A 13,244-nucleotide genomic window follows, 5' to 3' on the forward strand; every position below is an offset into this window, starting at 1 on the left:
AAGGATTAGAAGACTCTGTACCAACACTGCGCCGGCATCCGAAAATGCAAAGGGCAAGAAGATAACCACTTCTAATAAAAAAATGCAATTGACTTTAAATCAGATACTTACAATAGAAGCAAAAACGCTATATAGTTTCATTTAGAAACTATCATTCCTAAATAGAGAATTGTTAGTATCCCAAGAAAAACCCCGCTATACTCGCAGGTTGGGCTGTTTTCCCAAAAACAAAAAGATATAACCCCGTCTATCCCGTCGCGGTATAGTCTTCCTATTCGGTCCACTGCCCTGCTTTCCCTTTTTCCTGAGCTATGAGTGCTTCTTTACCTATCTCCATTTTCATTGTTGAAGACAATGCCTGGTACGGTGAGTTACTGGAATACAAACTCGCCCAAAACCCCGATTACAGCATCCGGCGCTTTACCACGGCCCAGGCCTGCCTGAGCAGCCTATCAGAGCGCCCCGATATCATTACCCTGGATTACTCCCTGCCCGATGGAAAGGGCGACCAGGTGCTTCAGCAGTTGAAGGAGCGGCTGCCGGAGGTAACCGTCATTGTCATTTCGGGACAGGAAGATGTTCGGACGGCTATTGGACTACTGCGCCAGGGCGCATATGACTATCTGGTAAAAGACGAGGAAACGGCCGACCGGCTGTGGAACACTGTTGGCAACATCCGCAAACAGTTGGCGCTGCGCCAGGAAAATGCCCGCTTAAAAGAGCAAATTGGCCACCGTTTCGACCCGCAACGGGCCATTTTGGGCAGCAGTCCGCAAATACAGCAACTGCATACGCTCATTGAAAAGGCAGCCCGCACCAACATTACTGTGTCCATCAGCGGCGAAACCGGCACTGGCAAGGAACTGGTAGCCAAGGCCATCCATTACCGCTCCGATCGGCGAGAAGCGGCCTTTGTGGCCGTGAACGTGGCCGCCATTCCCAGAGAACTGCTGGAAAGTGAACTGTTCGGCCACGAGAAAGGAGCGTTTACGGGGGCCGTTAACCGGCGGATTGGCCGCTTTGAGGAAGCCCACCACGGCACACTGTTTCTGGATGAGATTTCGGAACTGGATCTGAGCTTGCAGGCCAAACTGCTGCGGGTGCTGCAGGAGCGGGAGGTAGTGCGCGTGGGCGGTAACAACCGAATTCCGTTTGATGCCCGCCTGATGGTGGCTACCCACCGCGACCTGGCTAAGGAAGTGAAAGAAGGCCGCTTCCGGGAAGATTTGTACTACCGCCTGCTGGGACTGCCCATTCTGCTGCCGCCACTACGGGAGCGGGGCCAGGACGTGCTGCTACTGGCTGATTCCTTTCTACAGGAGTTTTGCAGGCAGAACAATATGGTTACCTGCGCTATGTCGGAAGGCGCGCGCCAGAAGCTCCTGCACTACGCCTTCCCGGGCAATGTACGGGAATTGAAGGCCGTAATGGAGCTGGCCGCCGTGATGGCCGAAAGTGACCAAATTCAGCCCGCTGACCTGCCGTTGCGTCATCCTCAGGCACCAACGGCCGAGCCCGTCCTGACGGGCAACGAATCGTTGCGGACCCAGACGGCGGCTATTGTACAACGCTACCTGGACTCGCATAACGGTAACATCCTGCAGGTAGCCGCTAAGCTGCAAATCGGAAAATCAACCATTTACCGGATGGTTCAAAACAACGAAGTGCGGCTTCGCTAACGAATTCCGCGCCCTGCGTCAGGTACTTGAGCGTATGAGCACCCTCCCCGAACGACACTGGCAGCGCCGGTTTCGGCACGCCCGGCAGCAATGGCAGCAGGCCCGGGATTCCTGCCAGGATGCCCGGCAGCAGCTGGCAGATTTGCAGATGCGGGCCCACGCCTCGACAGCCCAGGCCAACGCCCTACTCCAAACCATGTCCACGGCTATTCTGGCCGAGAATCAGGACCGCATTATCACGCTCATCAACCAGCGGCTGTGCGACCTGTTCTGCCTGCCCAGGCCTACCACCGACTACATGGGCCAGCGTACCCAACAGCTGGTGCAGGATGGCTATGAGCTACTGGACGACTCGGCCAGCACCTACGCCCGGAACCTGGAGCTGGTGGCCGCCCAACAGCGTAGCAGTGGGGTACTCATCCCGCTCCGCGACGGCCGGATTGTGCAGCAGGACTACCTGCCGGTGGTGCAGAACGGCGTGACGGTGCTGCATATCTGGAGTTACGAGGACGTCACGGAGCAGCAACTAGCCCTGCGGCGGGTGCGCGAGTTCAGCCAGCTGGCGGAGCAGTGCCCCCAGCCTATTATCCGGTGTGATGAGGCAGCCCAGCCGCTGTATGCCAACCCCGCTGCCGCGCCAGTACTGGAGGCCATGGCTTCACCGTTGGAAACGGCCTGTCGTAACTGCATCCGGGAGGAAATCAGCCAGGCTCTGCGCACGGGCGAAACCCGCACCGTGGAGCAGCGGCTGGGAGCCGAGTTTTACCTCTGGACCATTGCCCCGCTGCCCCAGGAGCAGGAAGCTACCCTATACCTGACCACCATTACGGAGCGCCGCCGGGCCGAAGCCGAGCTACTGCGCAGCCAGTTATTCACGGCTCGTATCAATGATACCGTACCCGACATTGTGTTCATCTACGACCTGCAGACGGAAACCATGCAGTACTGCAACAAGCAGACGGAGAACATTTTGGGGTACACTGCCGAGGAGATTCTGAGCCTGGGCAGCCGCATGATGCCCGAACTGGTGCACCCCGATGACATTGCCGCGGCGCAGGCCGTTAGTCACCGCCGCCACGTAATGCAGGATGGCGAAGTGCTGGCTTCTGATTACCGGTTCCGGCACCGTAATGGCGGCTGGCGCTGGCTCAGTGTAAAGAGCACCTGCTTTACCCGCCGCCCCGATGGGCGCGTCTGGCAGCTGGTGGGCTCGGCTGCCGATGTAACGGCGCGGCGCGAAACGGAAGAGCAGCTGAGCCAGAGCCGGCTGTTTGTGGAGCGCATCACCAATACCACACCCAACCTGATTTACATCTACGACGTGGCCTCGCAATCGAATGTGTATTGCAACCGCTTTGTGGAAACGATGCTGGGCTACACCGCCGATTCGCTGCAGCAGATGGGCGGCAATATGGTATCGACGCTTACTTCTGAAACGGAAGGACAGCGGCTGCTGCAACATTTCGAGGAAGTAACCCACTGCCAGGACGACGAGGTGCGGCATTTGGAGTATTCCCTCTACCACCGTAACGGGTCCATCCGCTGGTTGCGCATCAGTAACACCCCTTTTTCCCGGGATGAGCAGGGCCGCGTAACCCAAATTGTGGGGTCGGCGGAGGATATCACCCGCTGGAAAATTGCCGACGAGCAGCGCCGCTCAGCCAACCGCCGCCTGGCCGAGCAGAACCGCCTGTTCCGCCAGGTGATTGATACAGTGCCCAACCCTATCTATCTGAAGGATGTTGGCGGCAATTACGTGCTGGCCAACCAGGCCACGGCGCAGCTGTATAACCTCTCCAACGAAGCCTTATTGCAAACCCCCGCGGAAGAGTTGGTTCGGCAGTTTCCGGACTTACGGCGGCACCGCGCCCAGGATGAGGCCGTGCTGATTACCCGCCAGGATGTAGCGCAGGAAGATACTTTTACGGATGCCTACAACCAATTGCGCTGGTTCCGGACGGTGAAGCGGCCCTTTGTGCAGGCCGATGGCACCGTGCAGGTGCTGGGCGTGGACAACGATATTACCGAACTCAAAAACACGGAAAAAGCCCTCCAGCAGGCCAAGGAAACCGCCGAGCAGAATGCCCAGGCCCGGCAGACCTTCCTCACCAATATGAGCCACGAAATCCGCACGCCCATGAACGGCATTATGGGTCTGGCGGAGCTGCTGGCTAAAACACCCCTGAGCGAGGAGCAGCAGCAGTACCTGCACCACATCCGCTACTCGGCCGATAACCTGCTGGTCGTCATCAACGATATTCTGGACATGGCGCAGCTGGGTGCCGGCCGCGTGCGGCTGGAATCAGTCCCCTTTGAGTTGCTGGAGGTGCTGAAAGCCAGCTGCCAGGCCCTCATGCCCAAGGCCACCGGCAAGGGCATTACGCTGCGCCTGCAGCTGCCGGCGGAGCCCGGCCCCATCTGGGTGCTGGGCGACCCGTACCGCCTGCGCCAGGTGCTGCTGGTGTGCCGGCCGCTGACCAGCACTCCTACCAGCCGGCAATACCAGTTTTCAGTGATGGATACAGGCATCGGTATTTCCAGTGGGCAGCTGCAGCAGCTGTTCGAGCCGTTCATGCAGGCCTCCGCCAGTATCGCGCGGGAATACGGGGGCTCCGGTCTGGGGCTCAGCATTTCGCGGGAGCTGGTGGAGTTGCTGGGCGGCACCCTCACTGCCGAGAGCCGCCTGCACCACGGCAGCACGTTCCGGTTTGTGCTCACGTTCACGGCCGCCCAGCCGCCCACGCTTCAGCTTCCTCAGGCCCCCGACTACCGGCAGCTGGCTGGCCGTCGGGTTCTGCTCACGGAGGATAACCCTGTTAACCAGTTGCTGGTGCAGGTGATGCTGAAAGGCTGGGGCATGCACGTAGATACGGCCTCCTCGGGCCTGGAAGCCTTGGCCCTGTTCCGCCAGCATACCTACGATGTGGTGCTCATGGATATTCAGATGCCGGGCATGGATGGAATGGCTACCACCCGGCTGCTGCGGGAACACCCGGACGGCCGCCGGGCCGCTACCCCGGTGGTAGCCCTCACGGCACATGCCATGCAGGGCGAGGCGGAGCGCTACCGACAGGCCGGAATGGACACCTACCTTTCCAAACCGTTTCGGGAGGAGGAACTGTTCCGGGTGATGGCAGAGCTGGTACCCCTTACCCCTGAAACGGAGCCAGCGGCTGCTCCGGTTAACCCTCCGATGCCTGGTGCCGGAAACGACCGGCTTTACGACCTGGCCTCGCTGCGCCACATGACCAGCAACGACGAAGTTTTTGTGCGCCGACTCGTTACCTTGTTCATCACGACTACGCCGCCGGTGGTGGCGCAGCTGGAGCAACACGCGGCCCGGCAGCAGCTGGCGGAACTGGGGGCTGCGGCCCATCACCTGAAAAGCTCCATCGACGGCCTGCAGATTCAGGCGTTGCGCCCGGTACTCCGCGAGCTGGAAGCCGCCGCGCAAAGCCCCGCCCCGCCCGATTGGCCTCAGCTTACCCGGCAGGTGCAGCAGGTCCGCCAGCTCACAGATACTGTCATCGGCCAGCTCCGGACGGAATTTCCGGAATAGCTGCCACGCAGCGGCAGTTTTCCGGCAGTGGTATAAAAGCCCATAATTATGCTGCAACTTCCTCGCCCTGGCCGTGGTTTATACCAGTAGCTTGCTTTGTTCCGAGAATCGTTTTTGGAGGCGGCTACTCTTCATTTTTGTTATTTCCTTTCGTATGACACTCTTCCTGTTTTTCGGAATTGCCCTAACCACCACGCTGCTGACTTTGGATGCCGTACGCAACCTAAAAGCGGAATTGCAGCCAGTGCGCGTACGGGCGCGGAACAGCCGCTAATACCGGCTTTTTAATTTGATTTTTCAGCCTTGCTCCGGCATTTCGGAGCAAGGTTTTTTTTGCGTCGCAGGTATTGCTACGTAAACAAAAAGAGCAGCCACTGGCTGCTCTGAAACAGGAAATATCCTGGGCTGGTTGTTACCGGATTACGAGCTTACGCATCTCGCTGGTATTATCGGATTCCATTTTCACGTAGTACAGCCCATTCGCAAACTTGCTCAAATCCAGCGTGCGAGTATACCGGTCGTTCAGCTCAGAAAGCGTTTCCCGATACATCACTGTTCCGATTACGTTCAACACGCTAAGTTCAATTTTACGCCCCTCAAACCCATTGATGGCAACGTGTACTATTCCGGTGCTTGGGTTGGGGTACACGAGCAGGGCCCGTTCTTCGCCAGCAGGGCGGGCAACGGAGCGCACTGGGGGAGCGGCAGCCTGCGCGGCTACCGGCCGGGGGCTACCGTGTAGCGCCGTAGCCAGCACTGCAAAAAAAGAGAAAAAGCGTAAGCGTTGCATCATAGAATATGTGAGAGGTGGGAATGAAATACGCCCGGATGCATTACGTAGTAACGGCCGACAATGATTTAGGTTTGCAAAAATACGGATGGTAAATGAGTTAGCCATCGGAATATAACTCATCTTCGATAAAAGAAACTATTTTATCTTCTTTCTCACCCTTTTACCCGGTAAAATAAGTTGGACGTTGTCATTATTGGGGGAGGACTGGCCGGTTTGTGCGCGGCGCTGGATCTGCGGCAGCGGGGCCACGCAGTGCTGCTGCTGGAGCGGCAGTGCTATCCGTTTCACCGGGTGTGCGGCGAGTACATTTCCAATGAGGTGCTGCCCTACCTGCGCCGCCTGCACACCGACCCCGCCAGCCTGGGCCCGGCGCGCATCCGGCACCTGCAGGTAAGCTCCCCGGCAGGCCGGGTGCTGCGGGCTCCACTGGAGCTGGGTGGCTTCGGTGTAAGCCGCTATTCTCTGGATAATTTTCTGTACCAACGGGCCCTGGAAGCCGGGGTGGAAGTCCGGCAGAATACAACTGTTACTGCCGTTGCGTTCGAGGCGGCTGCCAATCAGCATCACCTTACGCTGGCCGACGGCCAGCACCTCACGGCCCGGGTGGTGCTGGGGGCCTACGGCAAGCGTAGCACCCTGGACCGGCAGCTGAGCCGCCCGTTTTTCACGCAACGCTCCCCCTACCTGGGCGTGAAGTATCACCTGCGCTACCCCAGCCTGCCCACCGACGTTATTGCCCTGCACAACTTTGCCGATGGCTACGCGGGTATTTCGGCTATTGAGGACGGGAAGGTTTGCTTCTGCTACCTCACTACCCGCCGCAACCTCAAAGCCCACGGTACCATTCCGCAGCTGGAGCAGCGGGTGCTGGCCCGCAACCCACACCTGCGCCACATTCTGGAGCACGCGCAGGTGCTGTATCCGCAGCCCGAGGTTATCAACGAAATATCCTTCGCGCCCAAAACCTGCGTTGAAGACCACGTGCTGATGTGCGGGGACGCCGCCGGCCTCATTACACCGCTCTGCGGCAACGGTATGGCCATGGCCATGCACGGGGCCAGCCTGGCGGCCGCCCACGCCCACGCCTTTCTGTGGAACGAGCTGACGCGCCCGGCTCTGGAAGCCGCCTACACGGCCAGCTGGCAGCGGCAGTTCAGCCGGCGGCTGCAAACCGGCCGGGCCGTGCAGCGGCTGTTTGGCCAGCCGCTGCTCAGCGAGGTAGCGGTAAACGGGTTGCGCCTGTGGCCGGGGGCCGTGCGGCAGCTCATCGGGCGCACCCACGGCCAGGCATTCTGAGGCCACCAGCTCTTACCCCGAAAACCTGTAACCCTACCCCCTGCTTTTTTACGTAAACTGCCCCAATGACCAGCTACCTGTGTGCCATTGGCACGGCCAATCCGCCCCACCGCATCCCTCAACTGCAGATTGCCGATTTCATGGCCCAGGCCCTGGAGCTGGACGAAGCCGGCACCCGCAAGCTGCGGGCGTTGTATCGGGTATCGGGCATTGGGCAGCGCTACACGGTGCTGCCGGATTACGGACGCGCGAACGGGGAGTTTGCGTTTTTTCCGAATACGCCGGGGCTGGAGCCTTTCCCCGGTATTGGTCCGCGTATGGCCGAGTACCGACGCCAGGCCCTGCCTCTCTCGGTACAGGCGGCCCGGGCCTGTCTGGATCAGCTGCCCGACGTGGCTCCCGGCTCCATTACTCACCTTATTACCGTCAGCTGCACCGGCATGTACGCGCCGGGACTGGATATTGAACTGGTAGCCGCGTTGGGGTTGTCGGGCCACGTGCAGCGCACCTGCGTGAACTTCATGGGGTGCTACGCCGCCGTAAATGCCCTGAAGCTGGCCGATGCCTTTTGTCGGGCCACCCCGGAAGCCCGGGTGCTAATTGTATGTACGGAATTGTGCACCCTGCACTTTCAGAAAAGCCAGGAAGACGACCACCTGGTTTCCAATGCCCTGTTCGGCGACGGCTCGGCGGCCGTGCTGGTGCAGGGCCAGCCCGCCGCGCACGGCCCCAGCCTGGCCCTCACGGCTTTCCACTGCGGGCTGGAACCCGATGGGCAAGCCGATATGGCCTGGCACATCAACACGTTTGGGTTTGAAATGACGCTCTCCTCCTACGTGCCGCGCATGATTCAGCAGGGCATCGGGCAGCTCACCCAGCGGCTGTTGCAGGATTTGCCGGTGCAGCTGGCCGATGTGCGAGCCTTTGCCATTCATCCGGGCGGGCGCAAAATTCTGGAAGCCATTGAGCAGGCCCTGGGCCTCACGGCCCACGATAACCGGTTTGCCTACCAGGTGCTGCGCGACTACGGCAACATGTCGTCGGCCACGGTATTGTACGTGCTGCAGGCACTGCTCCAAACCCTCACCCCCGCCGACGCTGGCCAGCCGGTACTCAGCTTCGCTTTCGGGCCCGGCCTTACCCTGGAAGCCATGCTGCTGACGGTGGTATGCGAGGAAAACGCCACCCTGGCGCAGCAGGAGCCGGCAGCGGCCGAAGTGCCCGCTCTGCTGGTTTGATGCTCCAGCCGCTGCCTACCACCCGTTACAGTTCTCCTTCCAGCACCGCTCCGCATGCCCGATTTCCGCCACCGTTCCACCCAGCCAGAGTTGATGGACGACCTGACGCTGGCTTCCGAGGAGTTGCGGCAGAACCTGGAGGAGCTGGAAACCATTAATACCTGGCTGGGCGGCTACGCCCCGGTGCTGCACGCCCTGGCCCGGCTGCAGCCGCAGTTTCCCGAGGGCCGCCCCCTGCGCCTGGCCGACCTGGGCAGTGGCGGCGGCGACACCCTGCGCCGGATTGCCCGCTGGGCCCGGCGGCGAGGCATGGCAGTGGAGCTGGTGGGCGTCGATGCTAACGCCTTCATGCTGGAGTATGCCGCCGCCCATAGCCGGCAGTATCCCGAGATTCAGTTTGTGCAGGCCGATATTTTTTCCGCCGGGTTTCAGCAGCAGCCCTACGATATTCTGACGGCCAGCCTGTTCTGCCACCATTTTACGGAGGATGAACTGACAACTATGCTGGGCCGATGGCAGCAGCAGGCCGGAGTGGCCGTTGTTATCAACGACCTGCACCGCCACCCGCTCGCCTACCACAGCATCCGGTGGCTGACCCGACTGCTGGGTGGCTCCCGCCTCGTGCGCCACGATGCGCCCCTGTCGGTAGCACGCGCCTTCACCCGGCCCGACTGGCAACGGCTGCTGCGCCGGGCCGGTATCAGCCGTTACCGGCTGCGCTGGCGCTGGGCTTTTCGGTGGCAGGTGGTTATTCCGGGAGGCGACAGGTGACGTTCTATTCCTGATTCCTCCATCAGCTATTAGCCTTTCAACTCCACAAATCGGCCGCCACGCGGAAGGTGGCGGCGTGGGCATTTACGATATCGGCAATGCGGGGTGAGTAGCCCCCACCCATGCACACTACCACAGGCAGCCGGTGCTGGTGGCACAGGCCCATCACGTAGGCGTCGCGCTGGCGGCAGCCCTCGGGCGTGAGGCCCAGGTGGCCCAGCTTATCGGTAGCCAGTACATCTACCCCGCTCAGGTAGAACACAAAATCTGGCTGATGCTCGTCCAGCAGGCGGGGCAGCGTAGCCCGTAACAGCCCCAGATAGGCCGCATCGTCGGTACCGTCGGGCAGGGGCAGGTCAAGGCTGGACTGCTCCTTGCGGTGGGGGTAGTTGCGGGCCCCATGCATGCTGAAAGTAAACACCCGGGGCTCCTCCTGAAAAATGCGGGCCGTGCCGTTGCCCTGGTGTACGTCCAGGTCCACAATCAGCACCCGATTTACGCCGGAAGCAGACTCGTCCAACAGCCAGGCCGCGGCGGCCGCCTGATCATTGAGCAGGCAGAATCCCTCGCCCCGGTCTCGGAAGGCGTGGTGGGTGCCACCCGCAATGTTCAGGGCTACGCCACCCGGCAATGCCCGGCGGGCACATGCCAGCGTGCCGCCCAGAATGGTGGTTTCGCGCCGGATCAGCTCGGGGCTCCACGGAAAGCCAGTAGCCCGTTCCTCCGCCCGCGTCAGCTGTCCGGTTTGCAGCCGGTGGTGATAGTCGGCGGTATGCACGCGCAGAATATCAGCGTCCGGTGGCGGCTCCGGCAGGAAAAAGGCACTTTCAGGCACAATACCTTCGCGAAGCAGCTGTTCAGGCAGCAGCTCGTACTTGAGCATGGGGAAGCGGTGGTTTTCGGGCAGCGGGTGCGCATACAGCGGGGCCCAGGCAATGGAAAGCATACGCTGCAAACCTACGCAGGCCGCTGGCATGGGGTGGATGACCCCACAAAAATAACCGCCGGATGGGGCGGTTATTTTCGGATTCGGGTGGTTTCGTTGGTGGGGCGTATCGGGCTCGAACCGATGACCCCTACCTTGTCGAGGTAGTGCTCTGAACCAACTGAGCTAACACCCCGCACAAAACCGGCTGGCGGCGGCCGTAAAGGGCCAAAGGTAACTTTCCGGCTGTGATATTGCACTTTCCGGCCTTATAAAATTTCGGCTTTCCCCCGGATCAGCCTGTAACCTTCTGAGCGCGGGCAAGTATAGCGGCTTACAGATGCTGTTCTTCTTCCCGACAGCAATCCATTCTCCCATCTGCATCACCGTTACCACCCCCATGAAACACGTTGCACTCCTGCTGGCCGGCTGCGCCCTCAGCGCCTCGGCCATGGCCCAGACGGATGGCCCCAGCGGCGTCCGCTCTTCCACCGATTACTCGCCCGGAACTTCCGATTCGCGCAACAACGGCTTCGGCATTAAAGGCGGCTTCACGGCCTCCAACTTCCGGGGCGACGACAAGAAGAACTTCGGAAACGAAGGCATCTACAATACGTTCCATGCCGGCGTCTATGCCCAATTTGGCTTTAACGATAAATTCTCGTTGCAGCCGGAGCTTCTTTACAGCCGGCAGGGCTTTAAGGGCGACAGCCCGGCCAGCACGGCTCCATCGGGCACTTACACCACCCGCCTCGATTACGTGCAGGTGCCCGTACTGCTGGTGTATAACTTCCTCGATAACGTGAGCCTGCACGTAGGCCCCCAGGTTTCGCTGCTCACGAAAGTGAAAGAAGGCGACCGGGAGCGGAAAATTGCCGACGAGAACAACCTGTACGGCTACAGCTACAACAGCCTCGACTACGGGCTGGCGGCCGGGCTGGAAGCCCGCATCGGGCCGGCCCGCGTGGGTGGGCGCTACACCGCCGGCTTCGCCGATATCATTCAGGACCAGAACCTGTCGAAAACCGGCCAGACGGCCATTAGCAACATCAAAAACGGCATGTTTCAGGTGTACCTGGGGTTGGGTATCTCCAACTAAACCACCTGCTGTCAGTTGCAGAAAAGGAAGTCCTTCCGGGACTTCCTTTTTTTATGTCGCCTTCTCCTCTCCTGCCCCATGCTGCCCGATACCGCCCCGACGCTTCCCCTTATCAACCACGCCCGCGAGCTGCTGATTGAGCGCGGCATGGGCGTGCTGGGTGCCTGGGCTCTGCTGAACCTGGTGGTAAGCGGCTACTACGTGGCCCGCACCGACCGGCGCAGCGCAGTCCACCACTTTCATCTGATGAACGTGGCGTGGAATATGGTAAACGCCCTGATTGCCGTGTGGGGCATTTTGCAGGCGCACCCGCAGCAGGTAGCCGGCCTTACCCTAACCGAGAGCCTGGCCGCGCAGGCCCGCACCGAGCAGATTCTGCTGGTGAATGCCGCGCTGGATGTGGGGTACGTGCTGCTGGGGCTGTGGCTGCGCCAGCGGGCCGGCAGTGCCACCCGCCCCGAGCGCCTGATGGGCTTTGGCCGCTCAGTTATCCTACAGGGCACGTTCCTGGCAGTATTTGATGCGGGACTGTATCTGGTGTACCATCCGTACGCCGCCCGGCTGCTGGCGGCCGGCACGTAATGGCCGGCTACCGACAGAAAAAACCGCCCCACCGGCAACCAAGGCCAGTGGGGCGGTTAAGCCAGAGACGGACAGGGCCGCCGTGGACTTAGTGTTTGCCTACCAGGGCTTCCTTGATCTTCTCGTTGAAGTTGGGAATGTCCTGGGGGTTACGGCTGGTGATGATGTTGCCATCCACTACCACCGTTTCATCAACCCAGTGGCCGCCGGCATTCTTGATGTCGGTTTTCAGGCTGGGCCAGCTGGTGAGCTTTTTGCCGCGCACCGCGTCGGCCTCAATCAGCGTCCAGGGGCCGTGGCAGATGGCGGCCACCGGCTTGCCGGAACGCACGAACTCGCCGATAAAGCTGATTACCTCGGGCTCCGTGCGCAGTACATCGGGGTTCATCTGGCCGCCGGGTAGTACCAGGGCATCGTAGTCGGCCACTTTTACATCCCCAATTACTTTATCCACGTCTACTTTATCGCCCCAGTCTTTTTCGTCCCAGCCCTTAATGGAGCCGCTTTTCAGGGAAATTACGTGGGTTTCGGCACCTTCATCTTCCAGGTACTTCTTGGGTTTCTCCAGCTCCGACTGCTCGAAACCGTCGGTGGCTACCAGGGCTATTTTCTTGCCTTTCAGGGCGTCGCTGCCAAAAATGCTCATGAATCAGAGGAATATCAGGTTCTAAAAAAAACCGGTGGGCAGTGTGGCCCACCGGTTAGGTTTTAACGGCTGTTACCCCGAGCGGTTGACGTAGAATTTTGGCTTTTCGGGCTTAGTCCTGCTCGTTCCGCTCCCGTTTCAGAGCTTTGCGCAGGCGTTTCACCCGTTCGTCGAAGCCATCAGGGTCGTAGTCCACCGCTTCCACGTCTAGCTGTTCCAGCATGTCCATCAATTCATCGGAGTGCTCAGTACGGGTACCGCCGGGTAGCTTCACAAAAGCCATTTCCGACCATAGCACCGCCTTCAGACGCAGGCCATCTTCGCTGAGCATCAGCATCTCCACCACCAGGTTGGAGTTGTCGAAGTGAATAAGCTGGGTCTGAATGCGCACCTGCTCGGCGTGGTTGGCCGGGCGCAGGTACGCAATTTGGTGCTTGGTAATAACCCAGCTGGCGCTGGCCTGCCGGGCCAGCGCACCCAGGTTAAGGGAATAGTGCTGCAAGGCGTGTTCCTCGCGGGCATTCAAAAAATAATCAAGGAATCGGGCATTGTTCAGGTGCCCAAGCATATCACAGTCCTGAAATCGGATGCGGTGCAGGGTTTCGGGTGTTCGAAGGAGGGGAGCAGCCATGAGGCGAAAAGGGAAAGGCCAGGGA

At 60.2% G+C, this 13,244-nt stretch carries 11 protein-coding genes and 1 tRNA gene; 7 read left to right on the plus strand and 5 right to left on the minus strand.

What is annotated here, in order from left to right; translation table 11 throughout:
• Window positions 1-311 precede the first annotated feature (311 nt).
• Window positions 312-1,679, plus strand: coding sequence for a sigma-54-dependent transcriptional regulator (locus ACN19L_RS10420; RefSeq protein WP_426493418.1), 1,368 nt, complete (start codon window positions 312-314; stop codon window positions 1,677-1,679).
• Window positions 1,680-1,713: 34 nt separating this feature from the next.
• Entirely contained in the window at window positions 1,714-5,238 is a 3,525-nt protein-coding gene (locus ACN19L_RS10425; protein WP_426493419.1) for a PAS domain S-box protein, read from the plus strand.
• Window positions 5,239-5,650: 412 nt separating this feature from the next.
• Here the strand turns inward: ACN19L_RS10425 and ACN19L_RS10430 are convergent, their stop codons facing one another.
• On the minus strand, window positions 5,651-6,031 hold the full coding sequence (locus tag ACN19L_RS10430) for a T9SS type A sorting domain-containing protein (RefSeq protein WP_426493420.1): 381 nt from the start codon (window positions 6,029-6,031) through the stop codon (window positions 5,651-5,653).
• A gap of 177 nt (window positions 6,032-6,208) precedes the next feature.
• Between ACN19L_RS10430 and ACN19L_RS10435 the strand changes: the two genes are divergently transcribed.
• The 3 genes from ACN19L_RS10435 to ACN19L_RS10445 all read left to right on the plus strand — a co-directional run bounded on the left by ACN19L_RS10435 (window position 6,209) and on the right by ACN19L_RS10445 (window position 9,336).
• Window positions 6,209-7,327, plus strand: a complete 1,119-nt coding sequence (locus tag ACN19L_RS10435; RefSeq protein ID WP_426493421.1) for an NAD(P)/FAD-dependent oxidoreductase — start codon at window positions 6,209-6,211, stop codon at window positions 7,325-7,327.
• Window positions 7,328-7,392: 65 nt separating this feature from the next.
• Entirely contained in the window at window positions 7,393-8,565 is a 1,173-nt protein-coding gene (locus ACN19L_RS10440; protein ID WP_426493422.1) for a type III polyketide synthase, read from the plus strand.
• 54 nt (window positions 8,566-8,619) lie between these two features.
• The gene (locus ACN19L_RS10445; protein ID WP_426493423.1) at window positions 8,620-9,336 is read left to right on the plus strand and encodes a methyltransferase domain-containing protein; all 717 of its coding nucleotides are present in this window, start codon (window positions 8,620-8,622) and stop codon (window positions 9,334-9,336) included.
• 37 nt (window positions 9,337-9,373) lie between these two features.
• Here the strand turns inward: ACN19L_RS10445 and ACN19L_RS10450 are convergent, their stop codons facing one another.
• Window positions 9,374-10,282, minus strand: coding sequence for a histone deacetylase family protein (locus ACN19L_RS10450; RefSeq protein ID WP_426493424.1), 909 nt, complete (start codon window positions 10,280-10,282; stop codon window positions 9,374-9,376).
• Between the two features lie 97 nt (window positions 10,283-10,379).
• A tRNA-Val gene (locus ACN19L_RS10455) sits at window positions 10,380-10,457 on the minus strand.
• Window positions 10,458-10,661: 204 nt separating this feature from the next.
• On the opposite strand from ACN19L_RS10455, the gene ACN19L_RS10460 reads away from it, so the two are divergent.
• A complete protein-coding gene (locus ACN19L_RS10460; protein ID WP_426493425.1) occupies window positions 10,662-11,360 on the plus strand; it encodes a porin family protein in 699 nt (232 codons plus the stop codon).
• A 78-nt stretch (window positions 11,361-11,438) separates the two neighbouring features.
• Window positions 11,439-11,942 (plus strand): DUF6992 family protein, encoded by a 504-nt coding sequence (locus ACN19L_RS10465; RefSeq protein ID WP_426493426.1) that lies wholly within the window; start codon window positions 11,439-11,441, stop codon window positions 11,940-11,942.
• An 88-nt stretch (window positions 11,943-12,030) separates the two neighbouring features.
• On the opposite strand, the gene ACN19L_RS10470 is transcribed toward ACN19L_RS10465, so the two are convergent.
• Window positions 12,031-12,588 carry a type 1 glutamine amidotransferase domain-containing protein gene (locus ACN19L_RS10470; RefSeq protein ID WP_426493427.1) on the minus strand — a complete coding sequence of 186 codons (558 nt, stop codon included), beginning with the start codon at window positions 12,586-12,588 and terminating at the stop codon, window positions 12,031-12,033.
• A 112-nt stretch (window positions 12,589-12,700) separates the two neighbouring features.
• A complete protein-coding gene (locus ACN19L_RS10475; protein WP_426493428.1) occupies window positions 12,701-13,219 on the minus strand; it encodes an acyl-CoA thioesterase in 519 nt (172 codons plus the stop codon).
• Window positions 13,220-13,244: the final 25 nt, after the last annotated feature.

It is taken from the genome of Hymenobacter sp. 102, from assembly GCF_049949205.1.
GTDB lineage: Bacteria > Bacteroidota > Bacteroidia > Cytophagales > Hymenobacteraceae > Hymenobacter.

Bases quoted from the DNA above. Each gene is read 5' to 3' on its own strand.
- ACN19L_RS10450 (WP_426493424.1), bottom strand. From the start codon at position 10,282: ATGCTTTCCATTGCCTGGGCCCCGCTGTATGCGCACCCGCTGCCCGAA.
- ACN19L_RS10420 (WP_426493418.1), top strand. From the start codon at position 312: ATGAGTGCTTCTTTACCTATCTCCATTTTCATTGTTGAAGACAATGCC.
- ACN19L_RS10460 (WP_426493425.1), top strand. From the start codon at position 10,662: ATGAAACACGTTGCACTCCTGCTGGCCGGCTGCGCCCTCAGCGCCTCG.
- ACN19L_RS10470 (WP_426493427.1), bottom strand. From the start codon at position 12,588: ATGAGCATTTTTGGCAGCGACGCCCTGAAAGGCAAGAAAATAGCCCTG.
- ACN19L_RS10475 (WP_426493428.1), bottom strand. From the start codon at position 13,219: ATGGCTGCTCCCCTCCTTCGAACACCCGAAACCCTGCACCGCATCCGA.
- ACN19L_RS10440 (WP_426493422.1), top strand. From the start codon at position 7,393: ATGACCAGCTACCTGTGTGCCATTGGCACGGCCAATCCGCCCCACCGC.
- ACN19L_RS10425 (WP_426493419.1), top strand. From the start codon at position 1,714: ATGAGCACCCTCCCCGAACGACACTGGCAGCGCCGGTTTCGGCACGCC.
- ACN19L_RS10465 (WP_426493426.1), top strand. From the start codon at position 11,439: ATGCTGCCCGATACCGCCCCGACGCTTCCCCTTATCAACCACGCCCGC.
- ACN19L_RS10430 (WP_426493420.1), bottom strand. From the start codon at position 6,031: ATGATGCAACGCTTACGCTTTTTCTCTTTTTTTGCAGTGCTGGCTACG.
- ACN19L_RS10445 (WP_426493423.1), top strand. From the start codon at position 8,620: ATGCCCGATTTCCGCCACCGTTCCACCCAGCCAGAGTTGATGGACGAC.